At 58.6% G+C, this 26036-nt stretch carries 24 protein-coding genes; 12 read left to right on the top strand and 12 right to left on the bottom strand.

The window, feature by feature from the left end; translation table 11 throughout:
• Nucleotide 1: 1 nt before the first annotated feature.
• The 3 genes from MFP24_RS18875 to metX form a co-directional block, all read right to left on the bottom strand.
• Complete coding sequence (locus tag MFP24_RS18875; protein ID WP_249231828.1) at nucleotides 2-1162, bottom strand: trans-sulfuration enzyme family protein; 1161 nt, start codon at nucleotides 1160-1162, stop codon at nucleotides 2-4.
• Nucleotides 1163-1195: 33 nt separating this feature from the next.
• On the bottom strand, nucleotides 1196-2563 hold the full coding sequence (locus MFP24_RS18870; protein ID WP_249231827.1) for a pyridoxal-phosphate dependent enzyme: 1368 nt from the start codon (nucleotides 2561-2563) through the stop codon (nucleotides 1196-1198).
• Nucleotides 2564-2842: 279 nt separating this feature from the next.
• Entirely contained in the window at nucleotides 2843-3910 is a 1068-nt protein-coding gene (gene metX, locus MFP24_RS18865; RefSeq protein ID WP_249231826.1) for a homoserine O-acetyltransferase MetX, read from the bottom strand.
• Between the two features lie 491 nt (nucleotides 3911-4401).
• Here metX and MFP24_RS18860 point away from each other — a divergent pair, with 491 nt between their 5' ends.
• From MFP24_RS18860 to MFP24_RS18845, 4 genes are read left to right on the top strand one after another with little or no spacing between them, the layout of a single operon-like run.
• Nucleotides 4402-5433 (top strand): isopenicillin N synthase family dioxygenase, encoded by a 1032-nt coding sequence (locus MFP24_RS18860; RefSeq protein ID WP_249231825.1) that lies wholly within the window; start codon nucleotides 4402-4404, stop codon nucleotides 5431-5433.
• Nucleotides 5434-5446: 13 nt separating this feature from the next.
• Nucleotides 5447-6256, top strand: a complete 810-nt coding sequence (locus MFP24_RS18855; RefSeq protein ID WP_249231824.1) for a MetQ/NlpA family ABC transporter substrate-binding protein — start codon at nucleotides 5447-5449, stop codon at nucleotides 6254-6256.
• Nucleotides 6256-7047: a methionine ABC transporter ATP-binding protein gene (locus MFP24_RS18850; protein ID WP_249231823.1), complete on the top strand. Its 792-nt coding sequence runs from the start codon at nucleotides 6256-6258 to the stop codon at nucleotides 7045-7047. The genes MFP24_RS18855 and MFP24_RS18850 overlap by 1 nt, the downstream gene beginning before the upstream one ends.
• The gene (locus tag MFP24_RS18845) at nucleotides 7032-7703 is read left to right on the top strand and encodes a methionine ABC transporter permease (protein WP_249231822.1); all 672 of its coding nucleotides are present in this window, start codon (nucleotides 7032-7034) and stop codon (nucleotides 7701-7703) included. The genes MFP24_RS18850 and MFP24_RS18845 overlap by 16 nt, the downstream gene beginning before the upstream one ends.
• 41 nt (nucleotides 7704-7744) lie before the next feature.
• Here MFP24_RS18845 and MFP24_RS18840 read toward each other — a convergent pair whose 3' ends face one another.
• The 5 genes from MFP24_RS18840 to MFP24_RS18820 are packed head-to-tail and all read right to left on the bottom strand — an operon-like array spanning nucleotide 7745 to nucleotide 11916.
• Entirely contained in the window at nucleotides 7745-8344 is a 600-nt protein-coding gene (locus tag MFP24_RS18840; RefSeq protein WP_249231821.1) for a PqiC family protein, read from the bottom strand.
• Nucleotides 8341-9996 carry a PqiB family protein gene (locus MFP24_RS18835; RefSeq protein WP_249231820.1) on the bottom strand — a complete coding sequence of 552 codons (1656 nt, stop codon included), beginning with the start codon at nucleotides 9994-9996 and terminating at the stop codon, nucleotides 8341-8343. The genes MFP24_RS18840 and MFP24_RS18835 overlap by 4 nt, the downstream gene beginning before the upstream one ends.
• Complete coding sequence (locus tag MFP24_RS18830) at nucleotides 9980-10615, bottom strand: paraquat-inducible protein A (RefSeq protein WP_249231819.1); 636 nt, start codon at nucleotides 10613-10615, stop codon at nucleotides 9980-9982. The genes MFP24_RS18835 and MFP24_RS18830 overlap by 17 nt, the downstream gene beginning before the upstream one ends.
• Nucleotides 10612-11238: a paraquat-inducible protein A gene (locus MFP24_RS18825; protein WP_249231818.1), complete on the bottom strand. Its 627-nt coding sequence runs from the start codon at nucleotides 11236-11238 to the stop codon at nucleotides 10612-10614. The genes MFP24_RS18830 and MFP24_RS18825 overlap by 4 nt, the downstream gene beginning before the upstream one ends.
• 15 nt (nucleotides 11239-11253) lie before the next feature.
• The gene (locus tag MFP24_RS18820; RefSeq protein ID WP_249231817.1) at nucleotides 11254-11916 is read right to left on the bottom strand and encodes a DUF3313 domain-containing protein; all 663 of its coding nucleotides are present in this window, start codon (nucleotides 11914-11916) and stop codon (nucleotides 11254-11256) included.
• Between the two features lie 225 nt (nucleotides 11917-12141).
• Between MFP24_RS18820 and MFP24_RS18815 the strand changes: the two genes are divergently transcribed.
• Together MFP24_RS18815 and dgoD are read left to right on the top strand one after the other, a co-directional pair.
• Entirely contained in the window at nucleotides 12142-12768 is a 627-nt protein-coding gene (locus tag MFP24_RS18815; RefSeq protein ID WP_249231816.1) for a TetR/AcrR family transcriptional regulator, read from the top strand.
• A gap of 30 nt (nucleotides 12769-12798) precedes the next feature.
• The gene (dgoD, locus tag MFP24_RS18810) at nucleotides 12799-13980 is read left to right on the top strand and encodes a galactonate dehydratase (protein WP_249231815.1); all 1182 of its coding nucleotides are present in this window, start codon (nucleotides 12799-12801) and stop codon (nucleotides 13978-13980) included.
• A gap of 65 nt (nucleotides 13981-14045) precedes the next feature.
• Here the strand turns inward: dgoD and MFP24_RS18805 are convergent, their stop codons facing one another.
• On the bottom strand, nucleotides 14046-14942 hold the full coding sequence (locus tag MFP24_RS18805; protein WP_249231814.1) for a BrxR family helix-turn-helix transcriptional regulator: 897 nt from the start codon (nucleotides 14940-14942) through the stop codon (nucleotides 14046-14048).
• Nucleotides 14943-15243: 301 nt separating this feature from the next.
• Between MFP24_RS18805 and pgaA the strand changes: the two genes are divergently transcribed.
• The 4 genes from pgaA to pgaD are packed head-to-tail and all read left to right on the top strand — an operon-like array spanning nucleotide 15244 to nucleotide 21384.
• Nucleotides 15244-17601: a poly-beta-1,6 N-acetyl-D-glucosamine export porin PgaA gene (gene pgaA, locus MFP24_RS18800; protein WP_249231813.1), complete on the top strand. Its 2358-nt coding sequence runs from the start codon at nucleotides 15244-15246 to the stop codon at nucleotides 17599-17601.
• Between the two features lie 10 nt (nucleotides 17602-17611).
• The gene (gene pgaB, locus MFP24_RS18795; RefSeq protein WP_249232166.1) at nucleotides 17612-19627 is read left to right on the top strand and encodes a poly-beta-1,6-N-acetyl-D-glucosamine N-deacetylase PgaB; all 2016 of its coding nucleotides are present in this window, start codon (nucleotides 17612-17614) and stop codon (nucleotides 19625-19627) included.
• Nucleotides 19624-20952 (top strand): poly-beta-1,6-N-acetyl-D-glucosamine synthase, encoded by a 1329-nt coding sequence (gene pgaC, locus MFP24_RS18790; RefSeq protein WP_249231812.1) that lies wholly within the window; start codon nucleotides 19624-19626, stop codon nucleotides 20950-20952. Before pgaB ends, pgaC begins: the two co-directional genes overlap by 4 nt.
• A gap of 3 nt (nucleotides 20953-20955) precedes the next feature.
• Nucleotides 20956-21384, top strand: coding sequence for a poly-beta-1,6-N-acetyl-D-glucosamine biosynthesis protein PgaD (gene pgaD, locus MFP24_RS18785; protein ID WP_249231811.1), 429 nt, complete (start codon nucleotides 20956-20958; stop codon nucleotides 21382-21384).
• A gap of 246 nt (nucleotides 21385-21630) precedes the next feature.
• Here pgaD and yfiB read toward each other — a convergent pair whose 3' ends face one another.
• Genes yfiB through yfiR form a run of 3 tightly spaced genes read right to left on the bottom strand, consistent with a single transcriptional unit; the run spans nucleotide 21631 to nucleotide 23917 of the window.
• Entirely contained in the window at nucleotides 21631-22119 is a 489-nt protein-coding gene (gene yfiB, locus MFP24_RS18780; RefSeq protein ID WP_249231810.1) for an outer membrane lipoprotein YfiB, read from the bottom strand.
• Between the two features lie 21 nt (nucleotides 22120-22140).
• Nucleotides 22141-23379, bottom strand: coding sequence for a diguanylate cyclase DgcN/YfiN (gene dgcN, locus MFP24_RS18775; protein ID WP_249231809.1), 1239 nt, complete (start codon nucleotides 23377-23379; stop codon nucleotides 22141-22143).
• Nucleotides 23372-23917 carry a regulatory sequestration protein YfiR gene (gene yfiR, locus MFP24_RS18770; protein WP_249231808.1) on the bottom strand — a complete coding sequence of 182 codons (546 nt, stop codon included), beginning with the start codon at nucleotides 23915-23917 and terminating at the stop codon, nucleotides 23372-23374. Before yfiR ends, dgcN begins: the two co-directional genes overlap by 8 nt.
• A gap of 209 nt (nucleotides 23918-24126) precedes the next feature.
• Between yfiR and MFP24_RS18765 the strand changes: the two genes are divergently transcribed.
• Both MFP24_RS18765 and lpxL read left to right on the top strand, forming a co-directional pair.
• A complete protein-coding gene (locus MFP24_RS18765) occupies nucleotides 24127-24909 on the top strand; it encodes a hypothetical protein (protein WP_249231807.1) in 783 nt (260 codons plus the stop codon).
• Nucleotides 24910-25016: 107 nt separating this feature from the next.
• Nucleotides 25017-25940, top strand: coding sequence for an LpxL/LpxP family Kdo(2)-lipid IV(A) lauroyl/palmitoleoyl acyltransferase (gene lpxL, locus MFP24_RS18760; protein WP_249231806.1), 924 nt, complete (start codon nucleotides 25017-25019; stop codon nucleotides 25938-25940).
• The last annotated feature ends 96 nt before the right edge of the window (nucleotides 25941-26036 follow it).

Raw genomic sequence — 26036 nt, 5'->3', positions numbered from 1 at the left:
TCTACAGATTGTTTTCCTGCGTATTCAGCGCCTGTTGCAGATCGTCGATCAGATCCTGCGGGTTTTCGATGCCGACGGAGAGGCGCAATAGCTGCGGCGTTATCCCTTTTTGCAACCGTTTTTCCAGCGGCACCGAGGCGTGCGTCATGGCAAAGGGTTGGCTGATCAGGCTTTCCACGCCTCCCAGACTTTCCGCCAGCGTAAACAGCCGGGTTTTCTGGATAACCGCGCGGGCGTAGCCCTCGTCGCCCTGCAAACGCACCGAGATCATGCCGCCCGCGGCGGACATCTGCCGCTGCGCCAGCCCGTACTGCGGGTGGCTGGGCAGCCCCGGGTAGTAGACCTGTTTCACCTGCGGCTGCTGTTCCAGCCAGCGGGCGATGGTCAGCGCGCTTTCACTGTGGCGCGCAATACGCAGCGCCAGCGTACGAATTCCCCTTAAGGTGAGGAAGCTGCTGAACGGATCGAGGATGCCGCCCACGGCGTTTTGCAGATAGGCGAGCTGGGCCGCCAGTTCAGGGTTATCGCCCACCACCGCCAGCCCGGCAATCACGTCCGAATGGCCGTTAAGGTATTTGGTGGCGGAATGGATCACGATATCGAATCCCAGATCCAGCGGCCGTTGCAGGGCGGGGGAGGCGAAGGTGTTATCCGCCACGCTGATAAGCCGGTGTTTTCGGGCGATGGCGGCTATCGCCGCCAGATCCGCCAGCTTGAGCAGCGGATTGGTCGGCGTCTCGACCCAGATCAGCCGGGTCTGCGGAGTGATGGCGCGCTCCAGCGCCTGAGTATCGGCGGGGTCGACGTAGGTGACCTGTAGCCCGGCGGTGCGTTTGCGCACGTTTTCCAGCAGCCGCCAGGTGCCGCCGTAAAGGTCGTCCACCGCCACCACATGGCTGCCGTGATCGAGCAGTTCGAGGATGGTCGAGCTGGCCGCCAGCCCGGAGGCGAAAGCGAATCCCCGCGTGCCGCCCTCCAGTTCGGCGATGGCGGCTTCCAGCGCGCCGCGGGTCGGATTGCCGCTGCGGGAATACTCATAGCCGGCGTGTTCCCCCGGCGCGCGTTGGGCAAAGGTGGAGGTGGCGTAAATGGCGGGCATCACCGCGCCGGTGCCGTCGGGGGTATAGCCGGCGTGGACGGTCTGGGTATCAAAACGGCTCATGGCATATTCCTTGTTATGTCGGAAAAAGGGGGATCAGCGCAGCGTCTGCCGCCAGTGATTCAGCACATCGGTGCGGGTAATCAGCCCCAGAAAGCGTTCGCCATCCAGAATGATGGCGACGTGTCCCTGATCGAAAGTCGCCAGCAGTTCATCGTGCGACGCCTCCTTACGCAGGGTTTTTAGCCGATCGGTCATCGCTTCGCGGGCGGTAAGCGAGAAGTGCTGCGCATTTTTTTTCAGGCTGTTGAGCAGGTCCCACTCATCGATGATGCCCACCACCCGATCGTTTTCCAGCACCGGAAGCTGAGAGATGTCATACAGGCGCATGCGGGCATGGACCACCGCCAGCGTATCGTCGGGGGCCACCGACACCGTGGCGCCTTCGTCGTGCCGGTAGGTGATCAGGTCGCGCAGATCGCCGTGCGGCGGACGTTTGATCAATCCTTGTTCCACCATCCAGTAATCGTTGAACATTTTGGAGAGATATTTGTTGCCGCTGTCGCACACCAGGGTGACCACCCGCTTCGGCTCCGTCTGGGCGCGGCAATAGCGCAGGGCGGCGGCCAGCAGCGTACCGCTCGACGATCCGGCCAGCACGCCCTCCTTGCGCAGCAATTCCCGCGCCGTGGTAAAGGATTCGGCATCGCTGATGGCGTAAGCCTGTTTGACCTGGCTGAAATCGGCCAGTTCGGGGATAAAATCTTCGCCGATGCCTTCCACCCGCCAGCTTCCGGCCTCGCCCACCGCGCCGTGGCGCAGGTAGTCGGTGAGGATTGAGCCCTCCGGGTCGGCCAGCACGAATTCGGTATGCGGCGATACCTGCGCAAAGTAGCGGCTGAGGCCGCCCAGCGTGCCGCCGGAGCCGACGCCCACCACCACCGCGTCAACCTGATGATCCAACTGCCGCCACAGTTCCGGGCCGGTGGAGCGGTAGTGCGCCTCCGGGTTGGCCGGGTTGTTGAACTGGTCGATGTAATAGGCGCCGGGAATTTCCGTCGCCAGGCGGCGGGCATAATCCTGATAGTAATCCGGGTGCCCTTTGGCGACGTCGGAGCGCGTCAGCAGCACTTCGGTTCCCAGCGCCCGCAGATGAAAAATCTTTTCCCGGCTCATTTTATCCGGCACCACCAGCACCAGCCGATAGCCTTTCAGCGCCGCCACCAGCGCCAGTCCCAGACCGGTATTGCCGGCGGTGGCCTCGATAATGGTGCCTCCCGGCCGCAGCCATCCCTGCCGTTCCGCGTGTTCAATCATCGATAAGGCGACGCGGTCTTTGATCGACCCGCCGGGGTTCTGATTTTCCAGTTTTACAAACAGCCGACAGGGGCCGGCGTCGAAATGGGTCAGCTCAAGCAACGGCGTCTGGCCGATAAAGTCGAGCACGGAAGCGGGGATCGCCATGGTTTTTCCGTCCTGATGGGGAAAGGTGATGCACCATATTAGATCCGCTATGAAACCGGATGAACGAAATAAATCACCAATGAATATGCGTATATGTAATATAAAATGCTGTTTGGCCGTGCGGATGTATGGGCGCGCAGCAGTTCGGACGTATATACTTCCGGCGACGGAAAAAGGGAAATCACCCTGCGCAGGCAAAACCGGGGGGGGGAAGTCAGCCTGGTAACGGGGGGCGAATATTGTCCGATGCGGGGAGAATGGCGGCTTAACGCGCGCAGGTTAATGTCCGGCGGGCAGGGGGCTGCCGGCGCTCAATGGCGCAATAGGCGCGTGGCGCAGAAACGATGCGATCATCGTTGCCAGTTTCGCGGTTTCAACCAGGAAGCCATCGTGCCCGTAGAGTGAATCCATTTCCATATAGTGCGCATCGGCGATATGTTGCGCCAGATAGCGTTGCTCAGGCGGGGGGAACAGCAGGTCGGAGGTAATGGAGATCACCAGCGTTCTGGCCGTGATCTTTGCCAGTTCCGCCTGCGCGCTCTTTTTATGCCGGCCGATATTATGGCTGTCCAGCGCGTTGATCAGGCTCCAATAGCTGTAGGCATCAAAGCGGCGGATAAATTTTTCGGCCTGATAGCGTTGGTAGGACGCGGCCAGAAACTGGCTGAATTTGTGGCAATCCTGCTCTGCCTGGGTGTGCTGGTAGGTATGGAAGTTGCGATAAGAGAGCAGGGCGATGCTGCGGGCGGCCATCAGCCCCTGTTTGCCGCCGTGCGGATTGACGCCGTCGAAGGTGCTGTCGGCGCACAGCGCCAGCCGCTGGCTTTCATTAAACGCCAGGCCCCAGGGAGAACTGGCCGCGTTGGCCGCCAGTATCGCCGCGTGCTGAATCCGCTCGGGCTGTTGTATCGCCCACTCCAGCGCCTGTTGTCCGCCCATGGAGCCGCCGGTGAGCAAAAAAATCCGTTCGATGCCCAGATGCCCGGCGAGCAGGCGGTGCGCCGCCACCATATCCCTGACGGTGATTAACGGGAAGTCCAGCAGATAGGGTTTTCCACTGTGCGGATCCGGGCTTTGCGGGCCGGTGGAGCCATACGGCGAACCCAGCACATTGGCGCAGACGATAAAATAGCGCTCGGGATCGAACAGCTTGCCGCCGCCGACCAGCTCCGGCCACCAGCTTGAAACGTCCGAATTCGCGGTCAGCGCATGACATATCCAGACGACGTTGGATCGTTGCCGATTGAGCGCGCCATAGGTGTGATAGGCGATATCGATACGCGGGAGCCGCGTACCGTTCTCCAGCGTAAAGGGCGCGTCATGATGATAATAGCGCGGCGCGGACACGGGGCGTCACTCACTTGCCTGAAGCGCATGTGCGCTATCCGCCTGGCGATCGTCAATATGCGCAACGTCATGCCCGGCCTGTAATTGTGGTTTTAATGATGACATTACTTTCCCCGTCCGATAGAGAAGCCCTGCTGCCAGAAAATCATAATCAAATAGGGTTGTTAACTGCGTAAAAACGCTATTCTTTGCCGTTTTTTGGCAGACGGATAAATTTTGCCGGCGGCGCTTGCCGAGGCGGCGATCGCCATAGCGATTATATGAATGAGCTTTTCCACTATTTGCATTTTACCCCTTGGGGAAAATGGGGATTAATACCTGGGAGCCTCAGCGCAAACGCCCATCGGCGCCGCGGAGGCCGGAAAACCATTGGCCGCGCATCTCGTTGCCGGACTGATTCACAGAGGGATTCACCATGTATCGTTACCGTTGTTGCAGCGACTCCGACAGCTATTCAGGCGATTTTTACGGCGTAATTACGGGAGTCCGCTATGAGCACCATCACATCCTTACCCATACTCGACCTATCGCAGCTTGACGGCAACGCCGAACATCGGGCCGCTTTCCTGGCGAAACTGAACCGCGCCGCCCGGGACGTCGGTTTTTTCTATCTGGCCCATCACGGCGTCAGCGACGCGCTGCAACAGCGGGTACAGCAGCTGGCGCGGGAATTTTTCGCCCTGCCGGACGAAGAGAAACAGCGCGCGGCCATGATTCATTCCCCCCATTTTCGCGGCTATAACCGCGCCGGTTCGGAGTTGACGCGCAATCAGCCGGACTGGCGCGAGCAGTTTGATATCGGCGCGGAACGTCCCGCGCTGTCGCTGCTGGCGGACGACCCCGCCTGGCGGCGGTTGCAGGGCCCCAATCTGTGGCCCGCGGCGCTTCCCGAACTGAAAACCACGCTGCTGCAGTGGCAGCAGGAGATGACGCGCATGTCGCTGCGCCTGCTGCGGGCGTTCGCCGAAGCGCTGGAGTTGCCGGTCACCGCGTTTGATGCGCTGTACGGCGAAAAACCCAATGAGCATATCAAATTGATCCGCTATCCCGCCCAGCCGAACGACGGCAGCCGGCAGGGCGTCGGTTCCCATAAGGATTCCGGCTTTCTGAGCTTTTTATTGCAGGATAACCAGCAGGGGCTTCAGGTGGAAATAGAGCCCGGACGCTGGATCGACGCGCTGCCGCTGGCCGGCTCTTTTGTCGTCAATATCGGCGAACTGCTGGAGCTGGCGACCAACGGCTATCTGCGGGCGACGGTGCATCGGGTGGTTTCGCCGCCGCCGGGCCGGGAACGCCTCTCCATCGCCTTTTTCCTCGGCGCCCAACTGGATGCCGTGGTGCCGGTCTATCGCTTACCCGACCACCTTGCCGCCAAGGCGCTGGGGCCGGCCAGCGATCCGCACAATCCCCTGCTGCGCGACGTAGGCTGGAATTATCTCAAAGGACGGCTGCGTTCCCACCCTGACGTCGCCGCGCGTTATTACGCGGATGTTTTAGCGGCCAAAGAAACCATAACAACCTAAAGAAGGAACTCAGATGAAAAAGCATGTCATTTTCTCTTTGACAGGGATGGCGTTGTCCGCAGGTCTGGCGTTTACCGCGCAGGCCGCCGACGCGCTGCGGGTGGCGGCGGATGCGGTGCCTCACGCCGAAATTCTGGCGCAGGTGCAGAAAATCGACCCGTCGCTGAAGCTGAAAGTGGTGGAGCTGACCAGCGGCATCAATGCCAACGAACTGCTGGCGCACGGCGATATCGACGCCAACTACTTCCAGCACGTGCCTTACCTGCGCGATCAGGAAAAAGCGCTCGGCAAGACGTTTGTCGTCGCGGCGACGGTGCATATCGAACCGCTGGGGATCTACTCCAGAAAACATAAAAGCCTGAGCGAGGTGCCGAACAACGCCAGCGTGGCGGTGCCGAATAACGTCACCAATCTCAGCCGCGCGCTCTATCTGCTGCAAAGCCAGGGACTGATCAAACTGAAGAGCGGCTATAACGACCCGTCAAAAGATCAGGCCACGCCGCAGGATATCGCCGAAAACCCCAAAAATCTGAAAATTATTGAAATCGAATCGCCGCAAATTCCCCGTTCGCTGGATGACGTCGACCTGGCGGTGATCAACGGCAATTATGCGCTGGAAGCCGGGCTGGTGCCGGCGAAGGACGCGCTCGGCCTGGAAAGCGCCGACAATAACCCGTACGCCAATATTCTGGCGACCACGCCGGCGCTGCAAAACGATCCGCGCATCAAACAGCTGGCGAAGGATCTGGAGTCCGGCCGGATAGCCGAGTTTATCAACCAGCGTTACCAGGGATCGGTGATCCCGGTGGCGGGACAGCAGTAATGATTGTGATAGAGCGACTGGGAAAACGTTACTCCGATAACGCCCGGCCTGCGCTGGAGAACGTGTCGTTGACCATTCCCGATGGGTCGATCTACGGCATTCTGGGGCGCAGCGGGGCGGGGAAAAGCACCCTGATTCGCTGCCTTAACCTGCTGGAACGGCCCACCTCGGGGCGGATTCTGATGGACGGGCGGGACATTACCACGCTGTCGCAGCAGGAACTGCGCCGGCATCGCCAGCGCAGCGGGATGATTTTTCAGCATTTTAATCTGCTGCACGCCCGCAACGTGCGGGATAACGTGGCGGTGCCGCTGGAAATCGCCGGCGTCGCCCGCGGGGAACGGGCGGCCAGGGTAGCTGAACTGCTGGATCTGGTGGGGCTGAGCGACAAGGCGCTGGCCTATCCGTCGCAGCTTTCCGGCGGGCAGAAACAGCGGGTCGGCATCGCGCGGGCGCTGGCCGCCCGCCCGCATTACCTGCTGTGCGACGAAGCCACCAGCGCGCTCGACCCGGAAACCACCGAGTCGGTGCTGGCGCTGCTGGCGGATATCAATCGTCAACTGGGTTTGACCATCGTACTGATCACCCATGAGCTGGCGGTGGTCAAGGCCATTTGCGATCACGCGGCGCTGCTGGAGCAGGGGCAGGTGGCGGAGAAGGGTTCATTGCGCGCGCTGCTCTCCGACCCCGACTCGCGGCTGCGCAAAGCGCTGCTGCCGGATTATGACGCCGAACGGGCCTTTTTGCAGCGTCACGGCGTGGAGGACAGCCGCTTATGCAGAGTCGCCTGAGCTGGGAGGATTTTTACGCCCTGATGCTGAACGCCACGCTGGAAACGCTCTATATGGTGGGGCTGGCGGCGCTGTTCACGGTGCTGATCGGTTTGCCGGCGGGGATAACGCTGTTTATCAGCCGTCCCGACGGGGTGCTGCCGCTGCCGTGGGTAAACCGGGTGCTGGGAGGGATAATCAACGTCGGCCGCTCATTGCCGTTCGTGGTGCTGCTGATCGCCCTGATCCCCTTTACCCGCCTGGTGGTGGGAACCACGCTGGGCAGTACCGCGGCGGTGGTGCCCATTACCATCGGCGCGTTTCCCTTCTTTTCCCGGGTGGTGGAAAACGCGTTGGACGAGGTGGATCGCGGCCGGGTGGAGGCGATTCTCTCCATGGGCGGCACCGCCTGGCACGTGGTCGGCAAAGTGCTGTTGCCGGAGGCGCTGCCGGCCATTCTGGCGGGCATTACCCTGACGGTGGTGATGCTGATCGGCTTTTCGTCCATGGCCGGGGTGATTGGCGGCGGCGGCCTGGGGGATCTGGCGATCCGCTACGGCTACCAGCGTTTTAACGATCAGGTAATGGCCGGCACGGTTATTGTGCTGGTGGTGCTGGTGCAACTGGTGCAGTCGCTGGGCGATCGCCTGGTGCGTTCGCTGGCCTATCGGCGTTAAGCCGTCGCCGGGCGTCGGATGCGTTCGACGCCCATCAATTTTCAGATACAGCCGTCCTGGCGACCAGCGGTCTGATTCAGCACGTTGGCGGCTATCTGCGCCGCCAGCCGGGCGATCGCCCGTTGCTGTGCCAGCACGGTGTCCGCCTCGCCGCCGGCGGTATTTTCCGTCAGCTGGCTGCCGCATACCAGTCGGGGGCGGTCGGCAAATCCCAGGCTCCAGTCCGCGGCGAACTTCACGTATTGGTTGGGCCAGACGTCAAAACGGCGCACCTGGAGGTGGATTTTCACCACCGGCTTCCCTTCCTGACGCGCCAGGCCGGAAACATCCTGCGCGCCCAGGCGCTGAACCAGTTCGCTGGAGAGCGCGGTGCGGATCTCGTCGCTTAGCGGGCTTAGCCAGCGCGCGTCGTCGAGCACCACCAGCCCGCTGTCGCCCTGGCGCACCACCAACTGCGGCTGGTCAATCTGTACCGGAACGCCCACCGGCAATACCGCGATGGCGAACGGGGCGGGCGCCGCGGCTGCGGCCGTGTCGGTCTGTGGAGACAGCAGCGTGTAGTAGCGCGGCGCGGTGGAAACGACGCACCCCGTCAGCAGCAATACGCCGGCCAGCAAGGCGCGGCGGAGGGAAGCGGTCATTTTTGGGTTCCTTGGGGAGAGAAGGCGGCGCGTTCCGCCGCCGACGGGGTTGCCGGGCGGCCGCGCAGCAGCGCCTCCGGGTGGCGTTCGAGCAGGTCGGCGAACACCCGCAGCGAGCGCATGGCGCGCCGCATTTCCTGCAATGTCTGCTGCAGATTGAGCATCATGGGCGCATCCTCCGCCAGCAGATCCTGCGTGGCGGCAAGCACCCGGCCGGTCTGACGCAGCGTGCGGTTCGCCTCCGGCAGGGTCTGGCTATTGATCAGCCGCAGGGTTTTATCAAAATCGGCAAGGGTGTTATCCAGATTATGGCCGATGGATTCCAGCGGCAGTTTGTCTATCTTGCCGACGATACTGGCCAGCTGTTCCTGCAACTGTTCGAATCCGCTGTTGACCGTCGGGATCGTCAGCGGCCAGGCGTTGACCTCAAAGGGAACCTTTGCCGCCTGCGGGACAAAATCAAGCGAGACATAGAGCTGCCCGGTCAGCAGATTACCGGCGCGGGCCTGGGCGCGCAGGCCGTGCGCCACCATATCGCGTACGAATAGCGCCGTCTGTCGCCGGGTATCTGTTTCCGCCTTGGGCAATTTTTCCAGCACCGCTCCCAGCCTGTTGGGATAAACTTCGATGCTTACCAGGGTGGGGAAGCGATAGCCGGACTGGCTATAGTCCAGGGCGATGGCGACCACCCGGCCGACCTTGATGCTGGAGAATTCGACGGGCGCGCCGATGGCCAAACCGCGCAGCGATTGTTCAAAGCGCAATTTAAATACTATCGGTTCCCCGTCCGGCGCGGCCATGGCGGATTCGGAGTCCTTCGCCAGCGTGAACGTCGCCTGATCGGCGGCGGGAGGGCTGTTTTGCAGGTGATCGGCAGAGGCGAAAGCGATGCCGCCGGCGATGATGGAGGTCATGGTCTGCGTTTTCAGCCGGAAGCCGTCGGCGCCGAGCGAGACGTCAATGCCGCTGGCGTTCCAGAAATGGCTATCCTGGGTGACGAAACGGTCATAGGGGGCGTCGACAAAGATGTGCAGATTGACGCTGCGGCCGTCATCGGCGAGCTGATAAGAGACGATGCGACCGACCTGAACGCGTCGGTAGTAGACCGGGGAGCCGATATCCAGCGAACCCAAATCGTCCGTCAGCACCTTGAAGCGACGGCCGGGCATACCGTTAATCATCGCCGGCGGGGTTTCCAGCCCGACGAATTCCCTGGCGGACTGCTCTGCGGCGCCTTTGTCCACGCCGATGTAGGCCCCGGAGAGCAGGGTATCGATACCGCTTACGCCGCCGGCGCCGATGCGCGGGCGAACCACCCAGAAACGGGTATCGGAACGGGCGAGATCTTTGGCATTGTTATTCAGCGACACCGTGGCGACGACGCGTGAACTGTTGTCGCTCAGCGCGATCGATTCGACGATGCCGACCGTGACGTCTTTGTATTTAATCGCGGTTTTGCCCGCTTCAAGTCCGGATGCGGTCTGAAAGCTGATGGTGATTTCAGGGCCCTGGGAGATCCACGCGTGGATAAGCATGGCTATGCCGATCAGCGCGGCTACGGCCGGCATCAGCCAGATAAGCGATCCTCGCCAGCGGCGGCGGATAATGACCGGCTCCCCGGGCGTCGGCTGTTGTTCATATTTGCTCGGCATCGTTTTCACCATCCCAGATTAGTCGCGGGTCGTAACTCATGGCGGACAGCATGGTGAAAATCACCACCAGTCCGAAAAACAGGATCCCGCTGCGCGGCTCCACCTCGCTTAAGGCGTTAAATTTGACCAGAGCGGAGACGATGGCCACCACCACCACGTCCAGCATCGACCAGTAGCCGATCAGTTCCGTCAGGCGGTAGAGCGCGGCGCGCTCGCGCATGGCCCAGCGGCTGCGATAGGCCGAGGTGAGCAACAGCAGCCCGAGCGCCAGGAACTTGGTGCCGGGAACCACGACGCTGGCGACAAAGATAAGCAGCGCGATACCGTAGGAGCCCGACTGCCAGAAGTCGATGATGCCGCCGCTTATGGTGCTGTCGCCGCCTCTGCCGAGCAGCGTGCTGGACATCACCGGCAGCACGTTGGCGGGAACGTAGAGGATGATCGCCGTGAGCAGCAGGGCCAGCGGGAGCCGGTGGCCGGCGGCGTGCCGGTGGCGCAGGGGGGAATGGCAGCGCGGACAGCGGGGCGGATGCCGTTCGGCGTGGTCATACCGGCACGCCAGCCCGCAGCAATGGCAGCCAATCACGCCCAGTCGCCGCGCGCGGGAAGGTTGGCTCATGGCATGGCTCCGGCGCCGCGCCGCGCGGATGCAAGCTCCCACAGCGCGTTCGTATCCTGACGGCAGATAATGGCGATAAGAAACATCAGCGCCGCCAGCGCCCAACAGCCGGCGCCGGACGCGACCTGCAAAAAACCGGCGAGTTTGACCGCGGCGACCATCAGCCCCAGCATCCCCACTTCGATCATGCTCCACGGCCGCAGCCGGCGCAGCATCTTCATGGCGGGAATAAAACCGGGCGCCGTCCGGCCGCGCCGCGCAAAGACCAGTACCCACCCCAGGAGCAGGATTTGCAGGCCGGGCACCAGCATCAACAGCAGAAAGGCGCAGACGGCCAGCGGCAGGGTGGCGCCGTGAGACAGGGCGGCGACGCACTGCCAGAGGGTGACCTCATTGCGCAGGCCGTACAGGCTGACCTGCAGGATGGGACACAGGTTGGCGATCATAAAGGCGATGGCCGCGGTCATCGTCAGCGCCAGCCAGCGGTCGAGCGGGAGAGGATTGGCGCGGTACAGCGTCAATCCGCAGCGCCGGCAGCGGGCTTCGGCGCCCGCTGCCAGTGTCCGGCGGTGATATACGCTGTCGCAGTGTCGGCAGATCACCAGATCGGGAAAGGTTTTCATCGCGCCCGGCCATGCTTACTTCAGCAGCTCGAGCAGTTCTTCCGCGCCTTTGTCGATCCCTACCTCGGCGGCGCTTAACGAACCAATGGTGGCGCCGACGTTAAGCGCGTTCGGATATTGCTTGGCGACGTAGGCGTTGAGCAGGCGATTGGTCTGCGCGTCGTAAATTTCCACCGCGTAGCTTACCGAACCGCCCAGCATGCCTTGCTTGCCGCGGATGGATTGCACGATATTATAGGGACCGCCCGCCAAATCGAACTTGGTGACGGTGCCCGCCACCGGCGTGGTGGTTTCCGCGCCGGTCAGGGTCAGCCTGATGCGCAGGGTATGCGGCGCGGCGGCGTTGACCTGTTGGAAACGGGTTTTCAGGGTATTAATAAAGGTGTTCTGCATATACAGGGCCAGCGCCTGGCGATCGTCCTGCTCTATGTCGTCAAACTGGTTATCGGCGCCCTGATAGATGACCACGGGCTCGATAATGACGTTTGCATATTGCTTCCAGTCAACCGGCGTAGCATAACGATAAGGAATGCGGTGTGATTCGTCGCCGCTGTTCGGGCGCAGCTGCGATGAGGAGTCGATGCCCGAGTATAGGGCGGGCTGCGTTCCGGCACACCCGGCTAACGCGATGCCCAGGGTGAGTATTGCCAAACGAAATACCTTGGTGGAAGAGTTCATTTGCAACATCCTATTCAAAAAGTGGCGCTAAACCTGCCGCTGTGCGCAGAGGTCGGCTATGGCGGCAGGGGCGTGCGCTGGCCGCCTTTACAAGGCTTGATCCGGACGGTAAAGTAGTGTTTGCTAACAAAACAAAACCGTACAGTTCAGTTTTCACTGATATCTTTTGTTTGTCAAGAAAATGTACAGGTTGGTTTACTTATAAATCACATCACGGGAGTGACAATGAAGGTACGGACGCAGGCTCGTCGCGAAGCTATCATTGAGGTCGCCGCCAAACTCTTTCAGGAGATGGGCTATGAGCGCGCGTCGATGAATGAACTGGCAAAACGGCTTGGCGGCTCAAAAGCAACGCTGTACAGCTATTTTTCTTCCAAGGAAGAACTGTTCGTCGCCGTTGTCCGCGCCTTCACCACCGTGCACCTGTCCGATGCGGTGGCGGAACTGGCATCGCAGGTGGAGGATAACGTTTCCCTGGAGACCACGCTGATGCGCTTCGGAGAGCGCATGCTGTTCGTCCTGACCAATGACGGCAGCGCGATGGCGGTTTATCGCATGGTGGTGGCGGAAGCGGGGCGTTCGAACATCGGCATGCTGTTTTACCAATCCGGGCCGACCGAATGCATCGACGTGCTGACCATGCTGATGACGGAAGCGATGCAACGCGGCGAACTGCGCCCGGCGGATGCGCGTATCAGAGCGTTGCAATATCTGGCGCTGATTACCGCGGAGTCGGAAGTCCGCCTCTACCAGTGCGATCCTGAGCCGCTGGATACCGGGGAAATTCACCAGATGGTCAGGCGCGCGGTGGATCTGTTTCTTGCCGGCGCGGCGCCCCACGCCGGGGATTAACGCGGCATATGACGAGGAAAACCATTACCAATGAAAATTACTGATGTACGGACCATTTTGGTCAATCGGTATCTGTTTGTCGAAATCACCACGGACGAAGGGCTCAAGGGGATCGGCGAATCCGGCGCCTGGGGGTTTCTCGATGCCTCGAAGGGGGCGGTGGACGCGCTGCGTACCTACCTTATCGGACAGGATCCGCTGCGCATAGAGCATCACTGGCAGTATATGTATCGCTGCTGGCATTTTCGCGGCGCGGCGATTATGGGCGCCATCAGCGCCATTGATATCGCCCTGTGGGATATCGCCGGCAAATACTATGCCGCCCCGGTATACAATCTGCTGGGGGGACGCTGCCGGGACAAGGCGCGGGTCTACGCCCATGCCGGCGGCAAAACCACCGAGGAAACCATTGAAAACCTGAAGAAGGCCAAGGCCCAGGGGTTCACCGCCATCGGTCATCTGTCGCCGTTTCTCGATGAATCGCGCGATACTCCGTATTTCATCACCCACGCCAGGGAAATGGCGGAAGCGATTGAGCGCATCGGCGCCTATCGCGACGCGGTGGGCAATGAGGTGGATTTGTGCATTGAAGTGCACCGGCGGCTGAAACCGGCGGACGCGGTGGTGTTTTCCCGCGGCATTGAGCCGTTTTATCCCTACTTTATCGAAGACCCCATCGGCGCCGATAATTTTGACTCGATGGCCGAGGTGGCGGATAAAATCAACATACCCATCGCCACCGGCGAGCGGCTGAATAATCCGCAGGAGTTCGCCATGCTGATCAAGCGCAATGCGGTTTCCTATGTGCGTCCGGACGTCTGCATGTGCGGCGGTATTACCGGGGCGAAGAAGATCGCCGCGCTGGCGGAAGCGCACGACCTGATGGTGGTGCCGCATAATCCGCTCAGCCCGGTGTCCACCGCCGCCTGTTTGCAGATAGCCGTCAGCATTCCCAATTTCGCTCTGCTGGAGTATCCCGGCGACGACCAGCCGGCGCTGTCGGAAAAATTCGGCGCCACCGGGGTGGAGAACGGGGTGCTGAAAAAAGACATGGTGAAAAACACCTTCCGGTGCACCGACGGATTTATGGAAATTCCGACGGCGGCGGGTATCGGTATAGAACTGGCCGATAATCTGGAGGAGCGTTTCCCCTATCGTCGCCGGGGGCTTAAAACGCGGCTGCACGTTGACGGTTCAGTGGTGGATCAATAACCGACGGCGGCGATGCTCATCGCCGCGCCTATCGGCCATGGAGGGCGCGCCGGCTGCGGCGCAAATCAGATATCCTTCGGCAGCGCATCGATATAGGGTTGAATTTCCGCCCGGTTTTTCAAAACAATCTGCTGGCCGGCCGGCTCGGCGGATTGCGCCGTTTGCAGGCCCAGGCGCTTCAGGGTGTGATACAGAAAAGCCTGCCGGCAGCGTAATTCCACTTCCCCGTTTTCCATGCCGTAATCCAGCTCCAGAATGCGCTTTTGCGTGGCGGAAAGCTCCTGATGCGGGGCCAGCACCAGCGTCAGGATGGTATGCCAGTGCTTATCCGCGGCGGGATCCACCTGCGCCGGTTCGGTGCCGTCAATGCGTAAAATTCGCGTCAGCACAAAGTCGCTGAATTGCCGCCGGGTGTCGCAGAACGCGCGCACGTGCCAGCGAAACCCATCGTGTCCCAGCGCATGGGGGGACAACAGCAGCGAATCATCCAGCGAGGTCGCCGACTGGTAGCTGACCCGGACCGCCATCTTTTTGCGAATCGCCTTGACGATGATTTCCACCGTCTGCTCATTGAGGGTGCGCGCGGGATAATGCGCCCAGTCAACCTCGGGCGCGGTGCCGATAAAGCTGGCGTCGGACTCCAGTATCCCCGTCTCCGTCGCCAGCAGTTCCTCCAGATAACGCTGAGCCGAGCTTTGCGGATAGATGGGCGTGAAAGCGGGGGTGGCGATATAGGTTTTGGCGCTGCGATCGTAAATCAGGTTATCAGGCGCGATTTCGGTGTATTTGGCGATGTCGAGCGAAGCCTGGGGAATTGAGAGTCCGAAAAAAGTGGTCAGATCCGTGCGGTTGATATTCCCTTCCCAGCGCAGACGAAAGTCGATGAACTGAAGGCGACGTTCCAGCCCCCAACTTCGTCCCTTGGGGAGGCGCTCTGAATTTGCTGTAGAATGTTCGGTCATATGCGTATAAATACTAGACGGATATAAAAAGTAGTCGTATTATGATTATACGCTAAAACCGCTTTTTCGTCTACGAGAGGTGCCTGAACTTCAAATATCAACATCTTCTTCTCGCGGGCAGCGCGACATTATTTTTATCGGGTTCGGCGCGCTAGCCGAGTCATTGCAAATATAGATTTTATTAATCCTGTAAATATTGGGAGCTATTGTTATGCCCCTTTTTAACGCACGGCCGCATCGTTTTTATCTTCAGTGGAAGAAATGGTTAATAACTTTTGCTTCCCTGGGATGGGTTGGATATGTGCAAGCATCTGATTATGATGCATTAATCGTTCAGGCCCGGCAGGGTGATATTTCCGGAGCGACGACCTGGCTTTCGCAACAATCCGATCAACGCATATTAACGGCAAATGAAGTGGCGGACTGGCTGCAAATTAACGGCTGGGCCGGGAATGACCATGAGGTAATTAAACTCTGGCGGCGTTACCGGCATGTGGCGATATTACCCGATCGCGCCCTGACCGCGGTCGCCAAAGCCTATCGTAATCTGCGGCAATGGCCGGAATCCCTCGAATTATGGCGTAGCGTGCTGCGGCGTTCGCCGAATAATGACGACGCGCTAAGCGGCCTGATTATGACCCTCGCCGATGCCGGTCAGGTGGCGGAAGCGCTGACCCTGGCGTCGGAGCGGGCTCTGCGGGAGCCTGACGCGGCGCACTGGCGCGAACTGGCATGGGTGCAACGCGTCGCGGGACGCCATGAGGACGCGCTGGCGTCGGTGTCCCACGCCGTGCGGCTCGCCCCGGACAATCGGGCGCTGCTGGGCGATTATAGCGCGGTGCTGGCGAGTAATCGTATCAGCGCGCCGGCGCTCAAGGCGGCGCGGCTGGGGGAACTGCCGCCCGCGGCGTTGCGCCAGCGCGAGTCGGAGGCCGCCGCCGAGCTGGTGCGGATGGCCTTTTTGCCCAGCCCTACCGAGGGCGAGCGTTTCGCGGTGGCGGATCGGGCGCTGGCGCGCTACGACGCCTTGCTGGCCCGCTGGCGCGCCGACCCTGGCGCGCGGGCCGACGTTCGCCGCGCCCGCATCGACAGGCTGGGGGCGCTGTTGGCGCGCTCCCGTATGACCGACGTGGTATCCGAGTATCAATCTTTACGCCGCGACAACGACGCCATACCGCCCTATGCCCGGCTCTGGGCGGCGGCGGCCTACCTTTACCTGCAACAGCCCGATAAGGCGGAACGGCTTTATCGCTCCGTGGCGCGCGACGCGCCGCGGGAAATGCAGCATCCCGACGAGCAAAACAACCTTTTTTACAGCATGGCGGAAAACGAACGCATCGATATGGCGGTGCGGCTGTCCGCGCAGCTCGCCGGTAGCGAGCCTCACCATCGGCGCATTTACGGCTCGCCGCTGCCGGCGCCGAATGACCGCTGGCTGGAGGGGCAGCAGCGCCTTTTACAGTCGCTGTTGTTACACGATGCGCTGCCGCAGGCGCAGCGGCATGCCGAACGCCTGGCCAATACCGCGCCGGCAAACCAGGGGCTGCGCGTCGACCTGGCCAGCGTTTACCTGATTCGGGGCTGGCCGCGCCGGGCGGAAAGGGAACTGAAACGGGCCGAAGGGCTGGCGCCGCGCGATATCCGGCTGGAGACCCAGCAAGGGCTGACCGCGCTGGATTTACAGCAGTGGAGTCAGGCCGATCGGCTGGCCGACGATGCGATCTCCCGTTATCCGGAAAGTAGCGATGCGCGCCGGCTGGAGCGGCTGCGGCGGGTTCATCATATGGCGGAGCTGCGCATCGGCGGCACTCAGGGGATTAAATCCGACAGCCCCGTCGCCGGCAAGCATGACACGGAGATTGACGCCGCGCTTTACGGCGCGCCGATGGCGGATAACTGGCGCCTGTTTTCCGGGTTCGCCTTTAATCAGGGACGCTTTGCCGAAGGGCAGGGCATCAACCGCCTGGTGCGCGGCGGCGCGGAGTTCTCCAGCCGGGATAATTGGCTGGAGGCGGAAGTATCGGGCCAGAACTATGGCGATGGGCAAAAAATAGGCGCGCGTCTTTCCGGCCGGCATGACATTAACGATAGCTGGCGCCTGGGGGGCAGCGCGGAGCGTCTGATGAAGCGCACGCCGCTGCGGGCGCTGACCAACGGCGTGACGGCGAACGGCGGGGAGGCCTATCTGCGCTGGCGGCAAAGTGAAAGGCGGGAGTGGAGAATGGCGCTGGCGCCGGGATGGTTTTCCGACGGTAACCGACGGGTTGAATACAGCCTTGACGGGAAAGAGCGGCTCTATAGCGACGCTTTTGTGACGCTGGATTTCACCCCGTCGGTAAGCGGCAGCCACAACAGCAAGTCCGGCGGTCCTTACTACAGTCCGCACCATGATGTGGCGCTACTGCCCGCCTTAACGCTCGATCATCTGATTTACCGCCGCTATCAGACCGAATGGCGTCAGGAAGTGGTCGCCGGGGCCGGCGGTTACTGGCAGCAGGGCGAGTCGCGCGGAGCCATTACCTCGCTGGGGTACGGTCAGCGTGTGCGCTGGAACGATGTTCTTGACGCCGGAGCCATGGTGAATTGGGACAAACGTCCTTACGACGGCGAGCGGGAACAGAATTTATCGCTGTCTTTCGATGTTAACTACCGTTTTTGAAGGGCTGATGATGCTTTTGAAACATTTGCGTTATTTATTGATGATGGTCGGTATGCTGGCTATTACCGCCTGTTCACAGAGCGATCGCCCGGTATTTGTCGCGCCGGCGGAGCGCCTCCAGCCGGTCAAAGAGCAGGTATGGCCGGCTAATCATTTTATTGTGCTGGCTTACCATGACGTCGAGGACGAGGGGGCGGACCAGCGTTTTATGTCGGTGCGCACCAGCGCGCTTAATGAGCAGTTTGTCTGGCTGCGGGAAAATGGGTATCAGCCGGTATCGGTCGACGATATTCTTCAGGCCCGCTCCGGCGGCAAGCCGCTGCCGGCCAAAGCGGTATTGCTCACTTTTGATGACGGCTACAGTAGCTTTTACCGCCGGGTCTATCCCCTGCTGCAGGCTTATCGCTGGCCCGCCGTGCTGGCGCCCGTGGGGGAATGGCTGGACACCCCGGCCGATCGGCCGGTGAATTTCGGCGGACAGCTGATGCCGCGCGAGCGTTTCCTGTTCTGGTGGCAGGTGCGTGAAATGGCGCAATCCGGGCTGGTGGAGATCGGGGCGCACACCTATGCGCAACATCACGGCGGCGTGGCCAATCCGCAGGGCAACCTGGAGCCGTATGCGGTGAACCGTCTCTATCACCCGGAGAGCGAGCAGTATGAAAGCGCGGCCGACTATCTCCGGCGCGTGGACGACGATATCAAGCTTATCACTCGGCGTATTACCCAGGTAACCGGTAAAGCGCCGCGGGTGTGGGTCTGGCCCTATGGCGCCGCGGGCGGCGTCGCGCTGCAACAGATTAAGCGGCATGGTTATCAATTGGCCATGACGTTGGGCGACGGGCTGGGTTCGACGCGGGAACCCTATAACGTCCCGCGCCTGCTTATCGCCAACAATCCCGACATCAGGCAGTTTGCGCAGATGGTGGTCGATGAACGGGAACGGGAGATTATGCGGGTAGCACATATCGATCTGGACTATGTCTACGATCCCGATCCGGCGCAGCAAAAGCGTAATCTGGATTCGCTGGTGCAGCGTGTCGCCGATTTGGGCATCAATACGGTTTTCCTGCAGGCGTTTTCCGATCCGCAGGGAGACGGCAACGTGCAGTCCCTCTATTTCCCCAACCGCTGGCTGCCGGTGAGAGCCGACCTGTTTAATCATGTCTCCTGGCAGCTCTCCACCCGCGCCAATGTGGTGGTCTACGCCTGGATGCCGGTGCTGGCCTTTGACTTCGGCGCCGATTCGCCGGCCAGGGTTGAAAAAATCGATCTGGCCAGCGGCCGGCTGCGGGTTGACGCCCGGCAGTACAAGCGGCTGTCGCCCTGGAACGCCGAGGCGCGGCAACGCATCATCGATATTTATCAGGATCTCGCCTCCCATGCGGCGTTCGGCGGCATCCTGTTTCATGATGATGCCCTGCTGGCCGATGACGAAGACGCCGGACCGGATGCGCTGCGCGCCTATCAGGCGGCGGGGTTCCCTGACTCCATCGCCGCCATTCGCCGGGATCCGCAGCTGTTCTCCCGCTGGACGCGTTTTAAAAGCGAGGCGCTGATTGACTTTACCCAGACGCTGGCGTCCCACGTGCGCGCTATCCGCGGACCGCAGATAAAAACGGCGCGCAATATCTATGCGCTGCCGATTCTGCAGCCGGAGAGCGAAGAGTGGTTCGCGCAGAATCTGGATGATTTTCTTGCCGCCTATGACTGGACCGCGCCGATGGCCATGCCGCTGATGGAAAACGTGCCGTTAAAAGAGAGCAACGCCTGGCTGGAAAAGCTGGTGCATACCGTCGCCCAGCGCCCCGGCGCGTTAAATAAAACGGTATTCGAACTCCAGGCCGTCGATTGGCGCACGCCGGATCAACGCTGGCTGAGCGCTGAACAGCTGGCCGAGTGGATGAAATGTCTGCAGCTTAACGGCGCCCAGAGCTATGGCTATTACCCCGATAATTTCTTGACCGATCGGCCTGAGCTGAAGGTTATTCGCCCCGTATTTTCATCAGAATGGTATCCGCTGCCATGAGAGACCGTATTGTCGCTTTCTTTATATTGTGCCTGGTGCTCAGCATTCCGGTCGGTATTTTACTGACCTTCACCGGTGAGGTGATGCTGAACTTTATCTTTTTCTGGCCGCTGTTTATGTCGGGACTGTGGATATCCGGCGGCCTCTATTTCTGGTTCCACTACGAGCGCCACTGGCGGTGGGGGAAGGACGTTGCCCCGCCGGCGCTGAAAGGCGAACCGCTGGTTTCCATTCTGATCCCCTGTCACAACGAAGGACCGAATGCGCGAGAAACCATCGAAGCCGCGTTGTCGCAGCGTTATCAGAACATTGAGGTTATCGCCATTAATGACGGTTCCGCCGACGATACGGCGGAGGTGCTTAATCAACTTTCGGACGAGTATGCCAAGCTGCGCGTTATCCATCTGGCCAGTAATCAGGGTAAAGCCGTCGCGTTGCAGACCGGGGCCGCCGCGGCGAAGAGCGATTTGCTGGTCTGCATCGATGGCGATGCGCTGCTGGATCGCGACGCGGTGGCCTATCTGGTGGCGCCGTTGATTGATAATCCGCGGGTGGGGGCGGTGACCGGCAATCCGCGCATCCGTACCCGTTCTACGCTGATCGGGCGTATTCAGGTCGGTGAGTTTTCCTCGATCATCGGGCTGATCAAGCGTACGCAGCGCGTCTACGGCATGATTTTTACCGTGTCGGGCGTGGTGGCCGCATTTCGGCGCCGGGCGCTGGCGGATGTCGGCTACTGGAGCTCGGATATGATCACCGAAGATATCGACATCAGCTGGAAATTGCAGCTGCGTCACTGGTCGATATTTTTCGAGCCGCGCGCGCTGTGCTGGATCCTGATGCCGGAGACGCTGGGCGGATTGTGGAAACAGCGCTTGCGCTGGGCGCAGGGCGGGGCCGAGGTGTTTTTAAAGAATCTGGGTAATCTGTGGTCCTGGCGCTACCGCCGTATCTGGGCGCTATTCTTCGAATACACGATTTCGACGGTTTGGGCCTTTACCTACGCCATCAGCATTCTGCTGTTTTTAATCGGACAGCTGGTTGAGCTGCCGGGAAACATCCAGGTGCAAAATCTGTTTCCGCCGGCCTTTACCGGTATCGTGCTGGCGGCGACCTGCCTGGTGCAATTTTTCGTCAGCCTGCTGATTGAGCGGCGCTATGAGAAAAATATGGCAAGATCGCTTTTTTGGGTCATCTGGTATCCGATGGTTTACTGGATGTTAAGTCTATTTACCAGCCTGGTCAGCTTTCCGAAAGTAATGCTTAAGGTGCGCCGTCAGCGCGCCCGCTGGGTCAGTCCGGATCGTGGTATTGAAAAGGGGTAACCGATGAATTCTCCGTTGATTTTTACCGAGCAGCGTCTGTTTCCGCGAGCGATCGACTTCTTGATGACGCTCTGCGGCTGGGGCGGGTTTATTTGGCTGCTGGAGAAAGGCCTGCTGGCGGCGATACGGCAATCGCCGTGGCAAGGATTTCACGCCAGGCTGCCGGAGCTAAACTCGATTTCTCTGTATCTTGCCATCGGCATTTTCAATGCATTGGTGTTAATCGGCTGGGCAAAATACAATCAGTATCGTTTTGCAACCGAACGGCGTAAACGCGTTGAGGATTTAAGTTCTGAAGAAGTGGCGCGAAGTTTTTCTATTCATGCCGACCAGATCGCTATGCTTAACCAAAACCGGGTACAGCACGTCTGGCATAATGAGAGCGGGAACGTCATTCGCATTGAGGAGACTGGCGTGAATCACGGACTATAATTGGTCATTGGCCATGGACACCCATTATTTTCGATAATGTAAATAATGGGTATTGTTTATTGTCATGATTATGTTGGCTAAATATATTTTATTTGTGAATGCCATAAGTGATTATGAATAGCTGCACAAGATATTCTGCCGATAATAAACAGCGGTGATTATTATAAAGCGTTTAATTGCCGTTTAATATTGGAGATGGCCTACAGTTGTTGTGGGTAAATAGAAGAAATGAAATACTGCCGGTTATTAAGGGCTAGTGATAATAATCGAGGCGCGGCGATTTTCCGCGCGCCCTTGCAGCGTATTATTGCTGGCCACGGGGCACTTTTCACCTAATCCCATAATAGTAAGGTTACTGCGCGGTATATTGCCGCTTTTCGCATAATAGTTCGCAACTGCATTCGCACGCCTGAGCGACAATGACCGGTTGTAGTCGCTATCGCCATTGTTATCGGTATGTCCGTCCACTCTGGCGTGCCGTAACCCTACTGAAGTCAGCGCCGAGGCGATATGTTTAATCGCCGCTTTACTTTTAGGCGTCAGCGTCGCTTTATTATGCCTAAATAAAATTTTTTCCTGGGGAGCCAGCGTCCAGCCATATGATGTATTTTTAAATCCCTGTGATTGTAATACGGAAAGCTGTTCTGGAGTGAAGGAAGTAGGCGGTGCTGATTGACACCCCGTTATCCCGAAAATTGTTATCACTGACAGTAAGGCCATAAGGTCTACTTTCATGGAGTCTCCCGCGTTTATGTTTTATATAGTCGTAGCGTTATGATGCTTTTGTTTGTCCAGATACATGTTTTTATCTGCTTGTTCCATTAATGACTTTAACGTTGAATTTTCATCGGCAATTGCCACGCCGATGCTTAGCGTCATTATAATATTAATTCCGCCGGGCAAACAGATCGGTTCGTTAATTTTTTTATGTATTCTTTTTATAACGGCATCGATATTATTCATATCCTGCGTGTGGGAAAAAAGAATCAGCGCGAATTCATCACCGCCCAAGCGCGCGGGGAGTGATGTTTTACCGACGCAGTGCAGCAGGCGTTTGGCGATGATGACTAAAACCTCATCCCCGACCGTGTGCCCATAGGTGTCGTTAATGTCTTTAAAGCGGTTGCCGTCCATAAAGAGCAGGGCGATGTGTGATTTTTTTTCTTTCTCGCCGAGCAGTTCTTCCAATGCGCTGCAAAAAGCGGCTCTGTTGGCTAATCCGGTCAGCGAGTCGCGCAGCGAGCGCTGCAGCAGCGAGTCGTTTTCTTGCAGCATCTGGTTTTGCCAATGTTCAATTTCATCAATTAGGCTGTTGAAGTCTTGAGCCAAAAGATCTATCTCGGTGATTTTTCCTGCCGGTATTCGCCGGGAAAAATTACGGTTTTCCCTAATGTCATGCACCACGTCGGTAATATCTTGCAGCGCGAAAATCAGCCCGCGATGCAAGCGCCGGGAAATAATAATAGACAGGAGCGATGCTAAAATCACACATAGCGTTAGCGTTACCAGTGAGAAATAAACAAATTGTTTAACCGTTGCATCCGCGCCTGAAATTTCAATTTCTCCAACCAGTTCTCCCCGATGGAAAATAGGCTGGATAACCGAATGGGGAAATAGCCAGCGTATGATTACTTTATCAGTTTTATCCATTGAAATATCATCGATGGCACGCCATTCGGTTAATTTTTTCCCTTTGGAGTCGGTCACGATTGCAACATTGAATTGACCCTGATGACCAAGATTTTTCAATATTTCTTTCGTCGCGACCTCATCCTGAAATACCACCGCGGCTTCCACGCTTTGGCTGAGCGTATAAGCCAATAGCTGGAGGTTTTTTTCCGCGTAGTGTTTAAACGAAATCAGCGAGGCGGTAGTGATCAACATCCATGATACCGTCATGGTAATAATAAGACTTATGGTGCTAATACGGGTCAGGGCGGACCTGAAGGTTATTTTTCTTGTTATATCGGTAGCAAAAGTTCCTTGCTTATTCATGATATTCATTCTGTGGACGTGCGAGAATTAAAACCTCAGGGTTAACCCTGATGCCGGTTCGGGTCAGAGAATCTAAATTAACGGAAAAGTTCACCTTTTTATTGGAGAATATCAGACAAAATGCGCTGCCATAGATACACTCCAGGTTTTGTTCGGCAATCGTCAATAATGGATGATCGGGAAATTTGTTGGCTATTGTTGCCTGTGCTGAAACAGGTTCCTCTCCAAAATATACCGCATCGCATCGTGATGGGGAAAATTCATGAATATTTTTTATTATTACGGAATGAAAGACCGGATTCTTTGGTGCATTCGCCGTCAGGGCGGATAAAAAATAGGCGGAGGAGAATACACAAAGCGTAGGGGTTTTATTTTGCTCAGGCCAGTACGAATAACTGATAATACCGGCCACGGTTTGATAAACCTGGTCGGCCGGCACCAGCGACATTTCATCTCTTAGTCTGGACGGCTCTGTTTTAGCGGAAACTATCGCGGTAGAAAGTAAAAACAGGGCGAATACAGGCCACTTTTTCACCATATCCTAATCCAACCCTAGCAGGAAAAAAATTAATTCAAACATAATGCAATATATTTAATCTTTAGTATGGTATCCAGTTGTTTTTCAGGTTTGTTCCGGGATGGCTGAAAAAGCCGCTTACCGTTTCCTGTTTCCGGCGGCGGTCAAAAAACGCTAACCTCCGGTACGGATCCGGACTTGCATTTGCAGAAATATAAATAATGTAGGAGATGCCGTATTTGGACATATTCGCCATTAAATTGGCCGTCACACCCGTTCTGATGCTGATTGTTTCGTTGGCCGTCAGGAAGTGGGGCGGTTTCGTCGGCGGCATACTTTCCGGTATGCCGCTGACTTCCGGGCCGGTCGCCCTCTTTCTGGCTATCGAACAAGGGCCGCAGTTCGCCGCTCAGGCGGCATCCGGCGCGCTGTCCGGGCTGAGTGCGGTATTGCTCACCTACCTTTTCTATCTTGTCGCCACCCGCGCGCTGGCGATCCCGGCGGCGTGCGTCTGTTCGGTGGCGCTCTTCGGCCTTATCTCCTGGCTGTTGCTGTGTATCGGTGCGCCGCAGGGGGTGATTGTCATCAGCCTGGTGGCGATAGGTCTTATTCTGCGCTTAACCCAGGCCGGGGAAAAAGAGACCAGGGAAACGGCGATACCGTTCTGGGATATTCCGTTGCGGATGCTGACGGCGACCGCGATGCTGTTCGCCATTACCGGTTCGGCGCAGATATTGGGGCCGCAGGTAAGCGGCGTCCTCTCTCCCGTACCGGTTATCGCCTGGCCGCTGACGGTATTTGCCCATAGCCAAAGGGGCCGAGGGGAAATGGCCGCGGTGGTGCGCGGCAACGCGGTCAGCGCCATCGGGGTCATTATCTTCTATTTGACGGTGAGGGAGCTGATACTCAGTGCCGGACTGTTAACCACCTTTGTCGCGGCTTTCGCGGCTTCCGTGCTGGTGACGTCCCTGCTGGCGGAGATTATGCGTCGTTCAGCGAGGGCGGTTGCGTAGATTGCGCAATCGGCGATATCGCAAGTTATGACAACGATACCTGGCCAAAGGCATGTTATTAAATCGCGGTTAAAGACAACGAACTGATAAGTAGAGACAATTATTGTATGCCTAATCGCTGGAAGTCTTTTTTACCCTATGTCCATCCCAGGAATTGGTTATTGTGGTTTGGCCTGGGGGTGCTGTTTCTCCTGGTTCAGTTGCCTTATCCCGTGCTGGTCAAACTCGGCGGCTGGATGGGCCGCCGCTCGATGCGTTTTTTAGCAAGACGGGTGGCGATAGCCAGACGCAACCTGGAACTGTGCTTTCCCGACGCCGACGCGCGGCAGATCGACGCCAGAGTCATCGACAACTTCTCCTCCCTCGGCATCGGCCTGATGGAAACGGGCATGGCGTGGTTCTGGCCCGACCGGCGGATTAAAAAGTGGATTGAGGTGGTCGGGCTGGAGCATTTGCAGGCGGCGGAGGATAAACAGCGCGGGGTTATCGTTATCGGCGTGCATTTTATGACGCTGGAACTGCATTTCCGCATGCTGGGGCACTGCAAACCGATGACCGTGATGTATCGGCCGCATAACAGCGGCGTGATGGAGCTGGTGCAGAAATGGGGACGTTCGAGGTCGGGCAATAAACTGGTCAGCCGCAAAAAGCTGATCGGTATGGTGCACAACTTAAAACGCGGCGGCGTCGTCTGGTTCGCTCCCGATCAGGACTACGGCCCCAAGGGCAGCGTATTCGCGCCGTTCTTTGGCGTACAGCGCACGGCCACCTCCAACGGCACCTTTATCATCGCCAGACTGGCCCGGCCGGAACTGGTTACCGCGGTGGTGATCCGTAAACCCGGCGCCCAGGGGTATCGATTGAGCATTTCCCCCGGGCTGCAAGATTATCCCTACGACGACAACCTGGCGGCCGCGCGCTATATCAATCGAGCTATCGAAGACGAAATCATCAGGGCCCCCGAGCAGTATCTTTGGCTGCATCGGCGTTTTAAAACGCGCCCGGCGGGCGAACCGTCCCTGTATGATTAGCGGCGCTCGATGCCGGGCGCGGAGCGATATTTAACGGTTCGCCGTTTTATCGACTATACTTGTATTTCTTTTTCTGCCTTTCTTAATCAAATCATC

Origin of the sequence: Brenneria tiliae, assembly GCF_023347575.1 — a bacterium.
In the GTDB taxonomy this organism is placed as follows: Bacteria; Pseudomonadota; Gammaproteobacteria; order Enterobacterales; family Enterobacteriaceae; genus Brenneria; species Brenneria corticis.
This window is presented reverse-complemented; position numbering and strand designations above follow the sequence as displayed.